This is a genomic window from Chamaesiphon sp. OTE_8_metabat_110, assembly GCF_031382685.1.
Classification (GTDB): domain Bacteria; phylum Cyanobacteriota; class Cyanobacteriia; order Cyanobacteriales; family Chamaesiphonaceae; genus Chamaesiphon.
The window spans coordinates 1-16,026 of sequence record NZ_JANMZA010000590.1 but is presented as its reverse complement, the minus strand read 5'-3'; the positions used below and the strand labels follow the sequence as shown (position 1 = coordinate 16,026).

The 16,026-nt window shown below is 45.5% G+C and carries 15 protein-coding genes; 5 read left to right on the top strand and 10 right to left on the bottom strand.

Translation table 11 applies throughout. The features are described from left to right. Positions 1 to 164: 164 nt before the first annotated feature. Both RMO52_RS21340 and RMO52_RS21335 read right to left on the bottom strand, forming a co-directional pair. Entirely contained in the window at positions 165 to 638 is a 474-nt protein-coding gene (locus RMO52_RS21340; RefSeq protein WP_309742900.1) for a hypothetical protein, read from the bottom strand. A 147-nt stretch (positions 639 to 785) separates the two neighbouring features. Further along, complete coding sequence (locus RMO52_RS21335; RefSeq protein ID WP_310418334.1) at positions 786 to 2,303, bottom strand: cobyrinate a,c-diamide synthase; 1,518 nt, start codon at positions 2,301 to 2,303, stop codon at positions 786 to 788. Between the two features lie 164 nt (positions 2,304 to 2,467). On the opposite strand from RMO52_RS21335, the gene RMO52_RS21330 reads away from it, so the two are divergent. Together RMO52_RS21330 and RMO52_RS21325 are read left to right on the top strand one after the other, a co-directional pair. After that, positions 2,468 to 3,250, top strand: a complete 783-nt coding sequence (locus RMO52_RS21330; RefSeq protein WP_309738731.1) for a hypothetical protein — start codon at positions 2,468 to 2,470, stop codon at positions 3,248 to 3,250. Between the two features lie 2 nt (positions 3,251 to 3,252). Then, positions 3,253 to 3,954, top strand: coding sequence for a hypothetical protein (locus tag RMO52_RS21325; RefSeq protein WP_310418330.1), 702 nt, complete (start codon positions 3,253 to 3,255; stop codon positions 3,952 to 3,954). Here the strand turns inward: RMO52_RS21325 and RMO52_RS21320 are convergent. The 4 genes from RMO52_RS21320 to RMO52_RS21305 are packed head-to-tail and all read right to left on the bottom strand — an operon-like array spanning position 3,944 to position 5,739. After that, positions 3,944 to 4,342 carry a hypothetical protein gene (locus RMO52_RS21320; RefSeq protein WP_310418327.1) on the bottom strand — a complete coding sequence of 133 codons (399 nt, stop codon included), beginning with the start codon at positions 4,340 to 4,342 and terminating at the stop codon, positions 3,944 to 3,946. The two genes, RMO52_RS21325 and RMO52_RS21320, sit on opposite strands and share 11 nt — an antisense overlap. Before the next feature lie 6 nt (positions 4,343 to 4,348). After that, positions 4,349 to 4,636 carry a hypothetical protein gene (locus RMO52_RS21315; protein WP_310418324.1) on the bottom strand — a complete coding sequence of 96 codons (288 nt, stop codon included), beginning with the start codon at positions 4,634 to 4,636 and terminating at the stop codon, positions 4,349 to 4,351. Positions 4,637 to 4,640: 4 nt separating this feature from the next. Then, on the bottom strand, positions 4,641 to 5,384 hold the full coding sequence (locus tag RMO52_RS21310) for a hypothetical protein (RefSeq protein WP_310418321.1): 744 nt from the start codon (positions 5,382 to 5,384) through the stop codon (positions 4,641 to 4,643). Beyond that, entirely contained in the window at positions 5,377 to 5,739 is a 363-nt protein-coding gene (locus RMO52_RS21305) for a hypothetical protein (RefSeq protein WP_310418317.1), read from the bottom strand. Before RMO52_RS21305 ends, RMO52_RS21310 begins: the two co-directional genes overlap by 8 nt. Positions 5,740 to 6,078: 339 nt before the next feature. Between RMO52_RS21305 and egtD the strand changes: the two genes are divergently transcribed. The 3 genes from egtD (at position 6,079) to RMO52_RS21290 (ending at position 9,785) form a co-directional block, all read left to right on the top strand. After that, complete coding sequence (gene egtD / locus RMO52_RS21300) at positions 6,079 to 7,098, top strand: L-histidine N(alpha)-methyltransferase (protein ID WP_309738738.1); 1,020 nt, start codon at positions 6,079 to 6,081, stop codon at positions 7,096 to 7,098. 270 nt (positions 7,099 to 7,368) lie between these two features. Next, on the top strand, positions 7,369 to 7,905 hold the full coding sequence (locus RMO52_RS21295; protein ID WP_310418314.1) for a DNA phosphorothioation-associated protein 4: 537 nt from the start codon (positions 7,369 to 7,371) through the stop codon (positions 7,903 to 7,905). Between the two features lie 263 nt (positions 7,906 to 8,168). After that, positions 8,169 to 9,785, top strand: coding sequence for a DUF4070 domain-containing protein (locus RMO52_RS21290; protein WP_310418312.1), 1,617 nt, complete (start codon positions 8,169 to 8,171; stop codon positions 9,783 to 9,785). A gap of 349 nt (positions 9,786 to 10,134) precedes the next feature. Here the strand turns inward: RMO52_RS21290 and RMO52_RS21285 are convergent, their stop codons facing one another. The 4 genes from RMO52_RS21285 to RMO52_RS21270 all read right to left on the bottom strand — a co-directional run. Continuing rightward, the gene (locus tag RMO52_RS21285) at positions 10,135 to 10,980 is read right to left on the bottom strand and encodes an Rpn family recombination-promoting nuclease/putative transposase (RefSeq protein WP_310418309.1); all 846 of its coding nucleotides are present in this window, start codon (positions 10,978 to 10,980) and stop codon (positions 10,135 to 10,137) included. A 138-nt stretch (positions 10,981 to 11,118) separates the two neighbouring features. Beyond that, positions 11,119 to 13,488, bottom strand: a complete 2,370-nt coding sequence (locus tag RMO52_RS21280) for an O-linked N-acetylglucosamine transferase, SPINDLY family protein (RefSeq protein ID WP_310418306.1) — start codon at positions 13,486 to 13,488, stop codon at positions 11,119 to 11,121. A 5-nt stretch (positions 13,489 to 13,493) separates the two neighbouring features. Next, entirely contained in the window at positions 13,494 to 15,701 is a 2,208-nt protein-coding gene (locus RMO52_RS21275; RefSeq protein ID WP_310418304.1) for an O-linked N-acetylglucosamine transferase, SPINDLY family protein, read from the bottom strand. Between the two features lie 89 nt (positions 15,702 to 15,790). Next, positions 15,791 to 16,026, bottom strand: a 236-nt coding sequence (locus RMO52_RS21270; RefSeq protein WP_310418302.1) for a hypothetical protein, incomplete at its 5' end; no start/stop codon positions are given.

Here is a 16,026-nt window from a genome sequence, read left to right as displayed (position 1 = left end):
TATCGGTCGAGATTATTTCTTTACTTAACTTTTATTATGACGCTTTTGAGTCGATCGGTCGAGGTGCTGCGGCGATCGAGTGTCCCAGTAAATTAAGTAGGGACACTCGCTACTAGATGTCAACGTTAATTTTTCCACATTGCGACCGCAGTCAGCAGTGATGGCTATTTAGGCAAGCCAGTTGGAACGTTAGGGGTGCCAGGGTTGGACATGGAACCACCAGCAGGAGTAGGCGTAGAATCACCAGCAGGGTTAGCAACACCGCTTGGTGTCCCCGTGGGGATATTAGTTCCCGATGCGGGCACTTTTACGCCGGGAGCGGGATTATCTTTAGGGCTAGGTGCGGTTGCATCTGGCGTGGTTGTTGCTGGAACTTGGCTGGGAGTAGTAGAGCTATCAGATGCACCAGTTGCGGGTGTAGTTGTCGTACCAGTAGGTACTGGTTTTTTCATGGTGCCAGTTGTGGATGGCTTTTTGGTTTTTTTAGCCTTGGGCTTCTTATTTTGAGTTGTGGCGGTCGATACGGTCGAGACGTGCGAACCCGTGTGATGAGCGCTAGCCGCAGTCGCTAAACCGACGATGCTCAAAGGGGATAAAACTACTGCACTGAGCGCGATTGTTTGAATTAGTTTGTACATGAATTTCTCTTAATTTGTAGATGTTTTGTTCAAATAATCGGTCGAGTTGTGTAATTCGACTTGGAGACATCCTAGCACCAAAATTATGTAGTTGTCGGATCTAGACGATACAACTTCAGATTTAGATCGCGATCTCGCTTATTATTTTCAAGATGCAAATACCGCTCTAAATCTGCGACAACATTCAATAAATCGGGCTGGCAAATCCAGTCTGGCTCCGAAGTGTAGATGGGTATAAGCAGCCTGGGCATTGTATTTTTGCCAGCCTTCAGGTGCGAAGACCGAGTTGGATTCGTAGCCCTGAAGATTATATAAAGGTGATGCGGGCAAATCGGTTAGAGTAGAACGGTGAAACTCATGCCCCCACACTCGATCGCCCAGATTGGCAATTAAACTATCTTGAGAAAAAGTCAGTTGCCGATAACCAAGAGTCAATTTTTTCCCCATCACTGCTGCGGTTGGAAATATCCCTACCATTGGATGAGATCGATCGTTAAAATCAACAATTCGATCGCACAAATACATCAATCCCCCACACTCTGCATAGGTGGGCATTCCAGCGATAATTGCCGCTTTGACGGCGGCTCTGGCTGGCTGATTGGCAGCAAGCGTTTCGGCAAAGACTTCGGGAAATCCACCGCCAAAATATAGTCCCTGGACATCTGGCGGCAGTTGCGGCTCACTCAAGGGACTCCACTCGACGAGTTCAGCACCTAAATCTGCGAGGATATCGAGATTGTCGGCGTAGTAAAAATTGAATGCAGCATCTTTAGCGACTGCGATGCGGATTTTGGGATTTACCCCACCCCAGCCCTCCCCTTGGAAAGGGGAGGGAGTAAGAGTAGAAGCCGCCCCTTGATAAGGCTGCCGTGGATACTGCACAAGTCGGATAGACTTCGCTTCGAGATCTAAATCCCCCAACCCCCTTTCCAAGGGGGCCTTAAAAGTCCCCCTTGGAAAGGGGGATTTAGGGGGATTCCCACCAGACTTAGCAGCCAGCAATGGTAACAACCGTTCCCAATCAAAACAAGTTTCCCCCACATGGGCGAGCCTGTCGAGAGTCGCATTGAGATCGGTCAATTCTCCCGCTGGAATCAGCCCTAAATGCCGATCGGGGATCTTTAGGTCGTCGCGACGTCGGAGGACGCCCAGGATGGGTAGACGGAGCTGGGAGAGGGCAGCAGTGAGTAGTTCGAGATGCCGATCGCTACCGACTTGATTGAGAATTACGCCCGCAACCTGCACTTGGGGGTCAAAAGTTCGATAACCATGCGCGATCGCGGCGATCGATCGCGACGTACTACTACAATTGAGAATTAAAACAACTGGCAGATCCAACAGTTTGGCAACCTGCGCCGTACTTCCCGCATCCGTCGTCCCCGATGCACCGTCAAACAATCCCATCACCCCCTCTACTAGGGCGCAATCTGCTGTCTGACTGTGGCGATCGAAACACTGCTGGACGTAGGCAGGAGAAGTTAAAATCGGATCGAGATTTCGACACGCTCGCCCCGTAACATACGCGTGAAACATCGGATCGATATAATCCGGCCCGACTTTAAAAGATTGTACCGTCTGTTGTCTGCGCTTGAGAGCGGCAAGTAGGGCTAAGGTGACGGTGGTTTTACCCACACCACTGCGTTCTCCAGCAATCGCGATCGACATGATTTAGGGGTAGAGGGGAGTTTTTGATGTTTACTTCCTCAATATAAAGCTACTATCGATCGATGTGGCAACTGATATCAGTTCGGGCTAAGACTATCAGCGAAACTCATACATCGATGTCATGACCGATTTTAATTAAACTACAAACTATCAAAATAGGGAGTATGATGACAGACCCACTAGATAAAATTAGATGTATTCAGTCAATAGCTAAATTCGATCGAGCAGATATCGATCGATTAATCGAGTATTCACATGACGACAATCTTATCGTTCGATATCATGCTTATTGTAGGCTAAATTCAGATAATCTAGACCCGCGAATTTTATCGGAACGAGATTGGGAGTTATTGCCTAGAGGTATTTTGCTTAATCCAGGTGACATAGTTTGGAGTGTTTATCAGTCTGGTTTGACTTATAATGACAGCGACTATACTATTTGGGATTTTTCTAATGATAATGGTGAAAATATCTACAGAGAAGAAATTGATGTTAGCTGTTATGACTTGTGGAATAAAGAGGTGGCGCATAAATTTATTTCAACTCATATCGATCGGTCGTCTGCCCAAGCTGCTTCCGACCGGGCAATTAAAGAGATAATTGTGAGAGATGAATATCCTTACAGCGGTGATTATCATTTAGCTCTACAGGTAGAAGAAATCTCTCAGCAAGATATTTATAATTTAGTAAAACAATATAATATTTCAGATTTACCTCACCCTCAAGATTTGCAAATTGTTAAGCGTGACTGGTGGGAGGATGAAGATCGAGATGAGTTGCGATGGAGGGCTGAAGATAGTTTGCGTAATTATGCTTGGGCTATTTTGGAAAAATTAACAATCGAAGAACACTATGAGGTTATAGATAAAATTTATACTAATCTCTTTGGTAGACTCGCTTGTGTCTGTAGGGAAACCGTTCGAGAAATTACTTACTTTAAGCCTTAATTATGCTGGGATTGAGTATATCTGCGATCGGTATCTGTCCGATCGCTGAATGTCTAGAGCTTTTTGACTTATTTAAACCTTCACTCCAATTAGAATATTTAGAACTCGCGATCGGTAGTAATTGTCGAGTTGATTTTGATTATCCAAATATTTCGCTAATTTTGCATGATTCCTGCTTGTACGAGAAAAATCATCGGCAGCTACTCAAACTTTCTAAGCCCGAAACATGGTCGGTTTATGCCGACTTTATCCAGCAAAATCAACATGTTGTAGCTGTTTCTATTCATGCACCACGTCGATGGGAATGTAACCGCAGCGAACTAGAACGTTCGTTACTAGACTTACAAAATATTCTCCAGGTACCAGTAGCAGTAGAAGTAATGCCTACTGTCGATTATTGGTGTTCTAGTTTAGATAGTTTGGTGGACTTTCCACTGTTATTAGATGTATCTCATATTCTGATTTGGCAGCAGGGAAACGAGCGAGCTACGGAGAATACCTGTAAAGAATTATTGAAATCGCACGATGTCATCGAGATTCATCTCAGTCACAATCAGGGCATTGCTGATACACACGATTTGATTCCCGAAGATATCTGGTTCGGTCGATATATTACTGATTGGCGCGATCGATATTTTGTGACCTATGAAAGCTTACCTGTATCGCTGGTATCTGGCATGATGGCTCATCAATCTAGTAAATAGCGAATATCCCATTTGGAGCATCAAATTCAACTCTGTATAAATTCAGAAGATCCCGACCTACTAATGCCATTTCTCCGATATCATCTACCGAACAGCCATAGACTCGAAATATAAAATGGCGATATCGGTCGAATCGAATACCTACTTCATGGGGAATCGCTAAACTTAATTGTCCGCAGACTGGAATCCGCAATGCTCGATCTGATACCTGAGCGTTCACTTGGATTAGCCACGGAATGGGCACAAGTGTACAATCTGAACCTGTATCTAAGATAGCTTGACCGACGACGGAAGGATGCTCGAATTTCCCTGGTTGAATGAGTTCTAGCGGCATTACTGGAATTGCTGGAATATCTCCACCAACAGATGTATAACGATAAGTTCCCATGATGTTTTATTTCAAATTGGGAGCCGAACGCACTAGTAGTTTGGGTTCTGTGTTCATTACCTTGCGAATAAATAAAGGGCGTGGTTCGGCATCTCCGTAGATTCTTAATACTAGGACTTCACGATCGATATCGGAGTCTAATACTTGTCCGTTCTCACACCAAACATACCGACCTAAAAATTGCTCTATTATCTGGGGCTTTGCTGCTTCAAACAGATCTGCTTGCTGCTCCATATAAGTCACAATTTCTGGGGCTGGATACGCACGAACATCGTTAGATTTGGCAATAGTCATAGATTTATCGGTTATGGGAGGATGAATAGATTCGATCGTTTTTCAAGGCTTCCTGCGACTGGCTCAGATCTTCCTGATTTATTTGCCATTTTGCTGGAAACTTATCTTTGGTGAAAACTTCAAGAGACTTGTTAAAACATTCGATCGACTTTATCAAATTATCCTGTCGTTCCCCTTTAGTCCGATCGAAGTAAGCTAAACCAAGATTGTGTTGGAGCATCGCCCAGTATTCAGGCAACTTGTCTCTAGTGTAGATTTCCAGAGCATAGTAAAAACAATCGATGGGTTCGCGTTCTCCATTTGGGGGTAACGCTCCTGATTCGAGCCTATCGATGGGTTCAATCTCGCTGTGTTCGGAGTAGAGACGGTCAATTTCTTGCTCATAATCTGGGTGAAACCAAACCGCAGTTGCTCTTGGTATAGCTAGATATCGCAAAGTTTCTACAACCAGAGCGGGAATATTCGCCGCGATCGTCGATAGGTTATTCTTAGGATTGAAATCGACATACAGGTCTACCCCGATTTCCGGTGCATTTCCATACTGTCCCAGCACCACTGTATTACCTGATGGGAGCGTGATATGTGCGAATTGGATATCGTCTAAGTCGTCATAGCCTTGAAAGATTGGCAACCCCGTACCAGCAACTAAAGAAGATAATTGCGCGTTGAAATAGACAACGATCTCATTTGTCGGTGTCACTTCTTCAAAGCGTACGCGCTGACTCTTGGTAGTTATAGGATTAGTCATCAGCAATATACACCGAATCGAATTGGTTGCAATAAGCGATCTTTACCTTAATTTTAGCGTACTCATCTTCGGTACGAACCCCTTCCCGTTCTCCCGACCAATATAAAACACCACCTGGCTTAGTATTACGATCTGGTTCGACCTCAGTATAAAATTCGATGCCTGTTGTCGTCTTTATGCCGTTTTGGTCTTGTGGCAATTTCTCAAGATAAGCCTTGACTTTGGGAATATGGCTCTGAAAAATATTTCTGGCTGGGCCGCCCCATAGTTCTTGGCTGGCTATTTGTGCCCTTGCAGTCGCCACATCATTAGGTTGTCTGCTCTGTTTGCGATGATAAATTTGCCCCTCGGTCACACTGCTCTGCTGTAAATCGCCTTCGCTATCGTAGCATGGGGTTGGAGTGGCTGATATTCACATAATGAGCTAACTCAATCGATCGATTGTATTGCTGTTGAGATTTGCATCTGCGTAATCTCATCTACAAAATCTATCCAGAAAGTTGTTAGCTGGCAAGGCTTACAAGACGGTCGATCGATAAGGAGGGAAATCCCCACCTGTTATTATTTAGGGATAGGGTTTTTGATAAAGAAAGGTAAGTTACAATTTTGTGCTCTTAGCTACGGCGATGCGTGCCAACTTGAGCCTGCCCGATCTGACTCAACCCTTAACCGTCATCGATACGGAAAAACCCACATGAACGCCACAACTACCGAACACGATCGACTGCGATGGATTAGTGTAGATAAAGATCTACCGACGATCGATCGGGGTGAAGATATTATCGCTGGTTTGAGGTCAACCCCTAAAACCTTACCACCTCGCTACTTTTATGACGATCGCGGCTCAGAATTATTCGAGCAGATCACTGACTTAGCCGAATATTATCCCACCCGCACCGAGCAAGCCATTCTCGATACCTACGTCTCGGAAATTATCGACTTAACTGGAGCCTGTGAAATCGTCGAACTCGGTAGCGGTAGCTCCCGCAAAACTCACACCTTACTAGCAGCCTACTCGCAACTCGACAACCCCCTTCATTATTACCCGATCGATGTGAGTGCAGGTATCCTCCGCTCCACCGCACTAGAATTACTCGCAACTTACCCCCAGCTCAACGTCTGCGGCGTCGCAGGTACCTACGAACGCGCCCTCGCCAAGCTGCCCCCGCGCATGGTAGAAAACCGGATGCTGATGTTCTTGGGTAGTACGCTGGGCAATATGGACGATCGAGCGTGCGATCTCTTCCTTACTCAAGTCCAGCAGGCACTCCAACCCGGTGAGTTTTTTCTTTTAGGTATCGACCTCCAAAAACCGATCGCTGTCCTTGAAGCTGCTTACAACGATGCCCAAGGCATCACGGCTGCTTTTAATCTCAACATGTTACAGCATCTCAACGATCGCTTTGAGGGTAACTTTAATCTCGATAATTTCGCACATTACGCCTTCTTTAATCCCGTAGCCAGTCAGATTGAAATGCACCTCAAAAGTCTGATAGCTCAAACTATTAAACTCAACGCTTTGGGCTTAGAAATCTCCCTCCAATCGGGCGAAACTATTCACACCGAAATCTCGCGCAAGTTTCATCTTCCCACTCTGAGCGATACCCTCACCAGTCATGCGCTCCAACCGCTCAAAGTCTGGACAGATCCCCAATCTTGGTTTGGGTTGATTCTTTGTCAACGGCAATGTTTACTCGCTGGTGATTGCCCGTAGATCGATTTTATGGCTCGAAATGTAGATGGTGGGCAGTGCCCACCCTACTGGGACGACACTTCCGATCCGGTTCCCCCCTTAAAAAGGGGGGCTAGGGGGGATTTCTAGGGTTTGCGAGTGCTAATCTATACTTTTAAAACCTCCTATACTAATTAGTCCGCGTAGGCGGACTTTGCATCACAAGCGGCGATTTCAATCGCTGGAGTGTCCTAACAACTATAATCTTACTCATATTCGTCCGCCTTAGATCGCAGCTCCGCACCCACACTTATGTCTGAAAATCGAATTCGCGTTGCCAAAGACAAAGCGGAATTAGTCAAATCACTAATCGCAGCGACTGACAATAATAGCCCGTTTCAAACCTATGCTGACGTGATTTTATTTGCCGCAGTATTGGGTGCCAAACACAAACAACGCACGCCGCTGGGCGAAATTTCCAAAAAAGAACCAGGGCCGATTAGTAGCGAGATATTTATCGCGCGGGGTTACGATCCGGTGATGAAACTAATTGCGATCGCCGCTACTGAAAATATTAATGTGATTTCCCCAGATCGCGCTGACGTCGAACAGCAGCGGATTGGGATCTTTGAAGAATATGCTAACGGCGGATTGGATTTGCTCGATCGAGAATTATGTGGCGCGGTAGACTATACCGAACGAATTCTCTTGATGTTGTCGGTTGCAGCGGCACGGCAGAAATCGATCGCAGATCGTCAGTCGATCGATCCGACTGGCGCTAATTTGGCTAGTGTAGATCTCGACAATACCGAACTAGTAGAATTCGATCTGCGGAAATTTTTGGATTAATATGGATTAAATCGATCTACTAACATCTCGCACCAGCAACTGAAATCACGCCGAGGGTGTAAGAGCATGTGTTTCAGTCAGCGAATCGCTATCCACTATCCACTATCCACTATCCACTAGAACACCAGTAATTTCGTTTTGATGCAAGATGTTAGTCTAAAACATGTTGCCAAAGAAACAAAACCAACTAAACTAAAGTCAGTTAGTTGTATGCGTCCATCATTCCACCTAACGGGGAATGCCGTTACTTGGAGATAATATTTATGAACGTTCTGCTCCTCTACCCTCGTTTCCCTAAGAGCTTTTGGTCATTTGAGAAAATGATCGAATTGATGGGTCGTAAAGCTTTGATCCCACCATTGGGCTTGATTACCGTTGCTGCTATCCTCCCTCAAGAGTGGAATTACAAGCTCGTCGATCTCAACGTCCGCGAAGTTACCGAAGCTGAATGGAGCTGGTCGGAACTAGTTATCTGCTCGGCAATGATCGTCCAGAAACCCGATTTACTCGCCCAGATTCAAGAAGCCAAACGCCGAGGCAAGCGCGTCGCCGTCGGTGGCCCTTATCCTACTGCATTGCCGCATGAAGTCTCAGAGGTGGGCGCAGATTATTTAATTTTAGATGAAGGCGAACTGACGATTCCCCTATTTGTCGAAGCCGTCAAACAAGGACAAACTTCTGGTACCTTCCGCGCACCCAATGGCGAACGTCCCGACGTAACCACTACTCCCATCCCCCGCTTTGAACTGCTGGAATTCGATGCCTATGCAGAGATGTCCGTCCAGTTTTCGCGCGGTTGTCCGTTCCAGTGTGAGTTCTGCGATATCATCGTCCTCTACGGTCGCAAACCCCGGACGAAAGATCCCGCCCAAATGCTCAAAGAACTTGATTATCTCTACGAATTGGGTTGGCGGCGGAGTATCTTTATGGTCGATGACAACTTCATCGGCAACAAACGCAACGTCAAACTGTTGCTCAAAGAATTACTGCCGTGGATGGTGGAGCATAAATATCCCTTCTCCTTTGCCACTGAAGCTTCAGTAGACTTGGCAAACGACCAAGAACTGATGGATATGATGGTGCAGTGTAACTTCGGTTCCGTGTTCCTGGGCATCGAAACTCCAGATGAGGAAAGCCTCGCACTGACTCAAAAACACCAAAATACCCGCAGTTCCCTCAGCGAAGCCGTCGAACGCATTGCCAAATCGGGGATGCGCGTCATGGCTGGATTTATTATCGGCTTCGACGGTGAGAAAACAGGTGCCGGACAGCGCATCGTCAAATTTGTCGAACAGACAAATATCCCCACCGCTGTATTTAGTATGCTTCAGGCATTGCCCGATACCGCACTATCCCATCGACTAGCCAAAGAAGGTCGCCTGCGCGGTACAGCAGATGGCAACATCAACCAAACCACGTTGATGAACTTCGTCCCCACCCGTCCGCTCGAAGAAATCGCCATCGAGTACATGGATGCCTTCGATGAATTATACGAGCCATCGAAATTCCTCGATCGCACCTACCGCCACTACCTAACCCTCGGCGAAGCCACCTATCCATACAAAGGTGAAGGTCGCAAGAAAGAGTTTAGTTGGATGGTGATTCGCGCCCTCCTCATCATCTGCTGGCGACAAGGCGTAGTTCGCTCTACTCGTTGGCAGTTCTGGAGCAACCTCTGGAGCATGTACAAGCTCAATCCAGGTGGGGTTAGCAGTTATTTGGTTACTTGCGCCCAAATCGAACACTTCTTGGAGTACAGAGGCATTGTCCGCCGGGAGATCGGATCTCAATTGGCAGACTTCCTCGCCGAGGAAGCCAGAATCAAAGCCGCAGCGATAGAAGTAGAAAAAGTTGAAGCAGTGGCTGAAACGGTTGCCTAAATAGCAAATATCACGCTCTAAAAAACCTGGGTAGGGGTAATGTCTTGTTTCGCTAAACCGTCGGGAAACAAAGGCGTGCGCGAACCGCTTCATGAATTACCCCTACCCAGGTTTTTTAAGATATCGCGTAGTCCCAGTAGGGTGGGCACTGCCCACCAGCTAGGTTTCAGCTAAAATTGTAGGGTCGGTCGCACATTGACTTCGCTCGACTTAATCGTTAGCGTAGCCGCGCCGAGAGGTAATCGTTAAATTTAGTTAATCTAAGTTTCGAGATCGATCGTCGAACATCGATCGTCGATAACCTTGCGATGCTCGGTTGCTTTGATTCGTCGATCGACTCAATCGATCGTCAATTTTGACTCAACCAAGCTTCTAAATCGGCACTCGAATTAAAATCTAATAGAGCCTCACCAAGAGATTCTACATTTTCGATCGAGAGCGCAGAAACCTTACTTTGAAGCTGTGACGAGAGATTTCCTAACTTGCGATTAAGCTGCCTGAGTATTAATGCTCTTTCTCGCTGTAATCCAATCTCCCGTTCCTCAGCCTTACCCTCGACTTTGCCCTCAGCCTTAGCTTCCTGATAAACTCGTGTCTGTTGCAACTCAATCCCCAACATCACATCCACCTCATCTCGACTTAATGAATTAAACTTATAAACCACGATCTTGGTTATCATCTCGATTATATCTCGGTCGCCACCAGAACGTGCGATTGCCCTTCTTGCTTCAGTTTTTGCTGCATTCCCCTCCAACGTCGTCAGCACCATCAACCCAACACCACTCGGCAACTCTTCGATTTCACCCAACTCATCCAGAAACACCCGCAGGATACGTCCGCTAGCCAACAACTCTCTCACCATGCCAGTATTAGATTGTTCGATACTTCTGCTGGGATAGATCGCTACTGCTTGCCAATCAGAAAGTCGCTCGCGATTGCGGTAAACATAAATGCCAATCTCGCTCACCATCCGCTCGTATAGCATCTCATCCTTCTGAAACTGCGCCTCGCAGAAATAGACAATTCCAGAGCGATCTGGTGGCACAAATACCCCATCCATTCTAAAAGCAGTTTCCTTCACCTCAACTGCTTCAAACACATACTCATTTGCTCGTGCTGGTGGCTGTGGTAATAACTCAAATAACAGAGTAGGCGATTGCTGAAATAATTGATAGAAAATCGTATCGCGGCGCATAAATATAGGTACATATTTATTAGTATTTTACCAGCCAATCGATCGACAGCACCATAATTAGCTAAGGCTAGCAATTACGACCTACTAAATCGTCAGATTAACACCGAAGATAGTCTCGAACAAATTGCATCTACCTACTTAATTATTTGAGTCATCTTCGACTACTTCCTGCTGTTTTGCTTGATATATTGCCCACATCTGGCGATAAGCTGCTTCCATATCTAGCGTAAACTGTTTGGCATTCCACACTGGAGCGGTTTGACGGTTCAATCTTAGTTTCTCTCGAACCTGCATTCTCAATTCACGATCGAGTCCCAATTTTACCCCCCACTCGACATATTCCTGGGCATTCCAAGCAATCCCCTCCTCAATTCCGGCATTGAGCATGAATGTATAACTATTGCGCGCGGCAAATTGCTGTCCTACCTGCGTCACCATTGGGATACCCATCCACAGCGTTTCCAGTGTCGTGGTGGCACCATTGTAGGGGAAAGTGTCGAGTACGATATCGGCGATCGCCAGATTGGCACGGTGGGTATACTCATCAGCCACTTTCCCCAAGAACCGCAAGCGATCGAATTCTACACCTTCCTCAGCCGCAATTCGACCAAAAAATTCGCGCACGATTTGGGGATCTGTGTCGCCTTTAATTAGGAAATAACTATTAGGTACCGCTTTTAAAATGCGTAATTGCGAGCGCACCGTATCGGGATGGCGTTTGTGTCCAACTTGTCCGCTCCAATAAATAATGGCATCGTCAGGAATATTTAAATCCCGCCGTTTCAAAGTTGCGATGCCGATTTCAAAACCATTAACAGCTAGGTAGCTGTGCGGCAGTCGCCAAATCTTCTCTTGATAATACTCCTGAGCATTGTCCGGCAAAACGTAGCGATCGGCCATAAAATAATCGACAGTCGGCAAACCCGTCGCATCCCAACCCAGCCAACTTACTTGAACGGGAGCGGGCTTAGCCGCGAGAATTTTCGCAGTCAAATTTAAAGTCAAGCTATCGAGATCGACGAGAATATCGATCTCATCTGCCTGAATTCGATCGATAATTTCATCGACATTATCACCAAAACAATAACTTACATCCGCACGATCGCCAAACCATTGTTGATAAAATGGATCGTCAGGGTTTTGGTTGATACAATAGTTGAAGACTTGGAACTTCTCCCGATCGTAATACTGCCACAACCACCGACTCAGCCAACCAACGGAATGCTTTCTTAATGTCGATGCCAAGTAACCAATCCTGATAACTCCCGATCGTTTGGCTAGGGATGATGGGGCGATCGATTGGGCAAAGCCCACGCTGCGCGAACGATTGGGTAAACGATATTGAGTCGATTGAAGATATTTTTTAGCAATCTGATTTTGAAGCGATCGAAAATATTCAGGTCGATCCGTCACACAAGCAATAAAAACTGCCGCACCGATAACGAGATGACTGGTATTTGCAGGTAATAACTCGTCTTCTCGATCGACCAATTCTGATAGTAAGCGATAGTGTCGATCGATGATTTCATCTGCATTGAGCCAGTCGCCAGAAGTGAGGATAGCTCTGATGATTGTGTTGTTAGTAACGATCTTACTAATTAAATTATCGCACAACTCGTAAGCATGAACAGCGATGTTCATAGCTTGCTGATAGTCGCGAGCGTTACAATACAATCTCGATAGAGCGTTGAGAGTTGCAATATTGTCAGGCTGTACTGCTAAACACTTTTCTAAGATTTCAATAAAAAATGCTTGACTGCCAAATTGATGTTCTAATGCCAATACTGCATCGATAACTATAGCGATCGATTCGGTTTGGTACTCAGGCAAATAAATCAAACATTGCTCGATAAATTCACAAACTTCTGTCGATGGGTAATATAATATCGCAGTTAGCAGATTTGCCAACAACTGGCGATCGAACTCCCGATTTTCTGCATCTCCTAAGATAGTCGCAGCATCGAGATCTGGTAAGGTTTCTGGGTCGAACCTCTCTAACTTAATCTCTAATAAGATCGATCGGAATAAGTTATTTAGATGCGCGGCATCTACTTCGCGTAAGTACTGACTAGTCAGCCAAGCATCATCGAGACAGTTTAGAGTGAGTTTTTCGGTCGCGATCCGATCGAGCGTACTAGCTAGATCGTGAGTAAGAGCTTCTACATCTACCGAATCGTTCTCGAAGGGTGTCTGAAAAGTCAGATCGACAACCCAAACGCCCCCTAAATCCCCCAATTCTGGGGGACTTTCTATTCCGGTTCCCCCAGAATTGGGGGTTAGGGGGCTGATTCGGGACTTTTCAGACACCCTCTCAAAGGGAATAAACCAAGTTGCTTGAGCATCTCCTTCCCGTTCTTGGAGGAGATAGGCGATGCCGAGATACCAATAGTTGAGATTAGATTCGTCACCACGATCGATTATCGTTTCATAATACTCGATCGTTTGGTCTAAGCGATCGGGATCGAACTGACGATCGATCGAGAATTGGGGTAGATGTAAAACCTGCATATAATTTAGTTATGATTGTAGCGATCGCTTGGATTAGATTGAGTTTCTGCTTGATATTTTGCCCACATATCTCGATAGGCTTGCTCCATATCGAGGGCAAATTGCTTGGCATTCCAAACTGGTGCGGTTTGTCGCCCCGCACGTAATTTTTCGCGAACTTCCATGCGGAGCTTGGCATCGAGTCCCAATTTAATTCCCCACTCGATATACTCATCCTGACTCCAGGCAATTCCTTCCTCAATTCCCGCATTGAGCATAAAAGTATAGCTGTTTCGCGCCGAAAATTGTTTGCCCACTTGCGTTACCATTGGGATGCCCATCCACAGGGTTTCTAGTGTGGTTGTGGCTCCGTTGTAAGGGAAGGTATCGAGAACGATATCGGCGATCTCTAAATTGGCACGGTGGATGTATTCAGTGGGTGCTTGAGGCAAAAATCGCAAGCGATCGATACTAACACCTTCTTCTTGGGCAATTCTGCCGAATAGGTTGCGAACGACAGTCGGATCGCTTTTGCCTTTAATTAATAAATAACTGTTTGGTACGGCAGCAACAATCTTCATCTGACAGCGAATATTATCAGGATGCCGTTTGAAACCAGCTTGAGAGCTAAAGTAAACTACTGCATCTGCGGGAATATCTAAATCTTGGCGGCTGATATTCGGAATTCCCACCTCAAATCCTTCGACTCCGAGATAGGTTTGGGGCAATCGCCAGAGTTTTTCTTGATAGTAATCCTGAGCATTATCTGGCAGCACATAAGGATCGACAATAAAATAATCGATCGTTGGCAGTCCGCTAGCATCCCACCCCAGCCATGATACTTGAATCGGTGCTGGCTTCTCTGCCATCACCATACAGGTACGATCGAAAGTTATGCTATCTAAATCAATTAGGATATCTATTTCGTCTGCCCGAATCTGGGCGGTGACTTCGCGATCGTCATATCCAAAATATGCAGTATGGTCTACTTTGTCGCGAAACCAATGATGATTGAAGTTGTTTTCTGCGCTCGTATTCACACAATAAAGAAATATCTCAAAAGACTCTCGATCGTGATGATGGATGAGCCAGCGACAAAGCCAGCCAACAGAATGATTTGTAAAAGTAGCAGCTACATAGCCAACGCGCAAACGTCTCGTTTGGTTAGTTAGTGGCGAACTGCTAGTTTGAATGTTATTTACACTCGATCGAACATTATGCTGGTAAATTCTAGCAACTTGATTCTGCAATAACCTATTATGATAAGGATCGTCTTTTAGATAAGGTAAGAAAAAAGGCGCGAAGAATAGATGTCGATCGAGTTCGCGATCTAGATCGACAGGATTGAGATCGATAATCTCTGCTAGTAGTCGAGCATGTATATCGGATTTTACTTGAGTTTTATCCCAATCTCCAGCACTAAAGCACGCTCTTTGAGCTACAAAACTTCCGAATAATCGATCTCTTAGACTAGAGGCTAATTGATAATACTTCTCTGCTGCCGCTATTCCTGGCAAATAATTATCGACTTTACAGTAAACGTAGCTTAAAAAGCGCAATACACACAAAGTATCTGGCTGAAGGCGATCGAATATCTCTACTAATGCAGTCACAAAATCGTATAGGTATAAACGATCGATCAGTCCCTGAGAGATCGCTAGTAGCTTGTCTATAATTGCTAATCGCTTGGAACCAGTTAGTAGCAAGCAAGATTCGATTAGATCTAAGCCTAAATCCATGCGGATAATCATCAATGACTCCAATACTCGATCGAGCAGATCGTCATCGATGCTGCCAGGTAAGAGCGTCTTCACTAGCTCCAATACTTGCCACTCAATCAGCAAATCTGGAGTAAGTCGATCGGTCATGTAACCTAGATATATTGCCTGGAAAATATTCTCGACAAAATTGGGTGCTAATGCTTGAATATGCTGGCGTAGCAACCAAGATTTTTCTAGTTCTGAAATTTCTTCTTGCTCCTGAGCTTCGCGATCTAGAGCATCAATTAACTGGGTACTCAAATCATCGATCGTATCTGGATCGGCAGTTGAAATTGGGATAAACCATGCTGCGCGAGCATCATCTTCCCTACCTACTAATAAATAAGCGATTCCTAGCTGCCAATAATTACTTACGATCGCATCGTCTCGATCGATGGCAGTTTCATAAAAATCAATGGCATTCTCAGGGGATGCGAACGATGAGAGTGAAGGTATAGATGCGATTGTCTGCATTCGATCGACATTGATAAAGAAGAAATCCTTTCTCAATATAGCTAGTCGTCAACCTATACCGAATCGCGGTGATTACCCAACAATATTTGTCAAGCTGGAGATCTCACGGTAAATTTACTGAGTCTTTTAAGCTCGCTCGGCATTTGCATGTCAGCATGGGCAAAAAATATGCTTGGTGCTAGAAACGATAATAGACTTCCGACGAAAGTACGATTAAAATATTCTTTGATATTGTTTTCGTCTAAAATACCCCCTTCCTGCTCTCCATACCCTGACTTTTGCAGGAAGTCTAATGGAGACGATGACAGCTCGGAAGAGCCAAAGC

Coding starts and splice junctions, on each gene's coding strand:
- RMO52_RS21285 (WP_310418309.1), bottom strand. CDS start 10,980: ATGCGCCGCGATACGATTTTCTATCAATTATTTCAGCAATCGCCTACT.
- RMO52_RS21325 (WP_310418330.1), top strand. CDS start 3,253: ATGCTGGGATTGAGTATATCTGCGATCGGTATCTGTCCGATCGCTGAA.
- RMO52_RS21340 (WP_309742900.1), bottom strand. CDS start 638: ATGTACAAACTAATTCAAACAATCGCGCTCAGTGCAGTAGTTTTATCC.
- RMO52_RS21295 (WP_310418314.1), top strand. CDS start 7,369: ATGTCTGAAAATCGAATTCGCGTTGCCAAAGACAAAGCGGAATTAGTC.
- RMO52_RS21335 (WP_310418334.1), bottom strand. CDS start 2,303: ATGTCGATCGCGATTGCTGGAGAACGCAGTGGTGTGGGTAAAACCACC.
- RMO52_RS21315 (WP_310418324.1), bottom strand. CDS start 4,636: ATGACTATTGCCAAATCTAACGATGTTCGTGCGTATCCAGCCCCAGAA.
- RMO52_RS21280 (WP_310418306.1), bottom strand. CDS start 13,488: ATGCAGGTTTTACATCTACCCCAATTCTCGATCGATCGTCAGTTCGAT.
- egtD (WP_309738738.1), top strand. CDS start 6,079: ATGAACGCCACAACTACCGAACACGATCGACTGCGATGGATTAGTGTA.
- RMO52_RS21320 (WP_310418327.1), bottom strand. CDS start 4,342: ATGGGAACTTATCGTTATACATCTGTTGGTGGAGATATTCCAGCAATT.
- RMO52_RS21330 (WP_309738731.1), top strand. CDS start 2,468: ATGATGACAGACCCACTAGATAAAATTAGATGTATTCAGTCAATAGCT.
- RMO52_RS21290 (WP_310418312.1), top strand. CDS start 8,169: ATGAACGTTCTGCTCCTCTACCCTCGTTTCCCTAAGAGCTTTTGGTCA.
- RMO52_RS21310 (WP_310418321.1), bottom strand. CDS start 5,384: ATGACTAATCCTATAACTACCAAGAGTCAGCGCGTACGCTTTGAAGAA.
- RMO52_RS21275 (WP_310418304.1), bottom strand. CDS start 15,701: ATGCAGACAATCGCATCTATACCTTCACTCTCATCGTTCGCATCCCCT.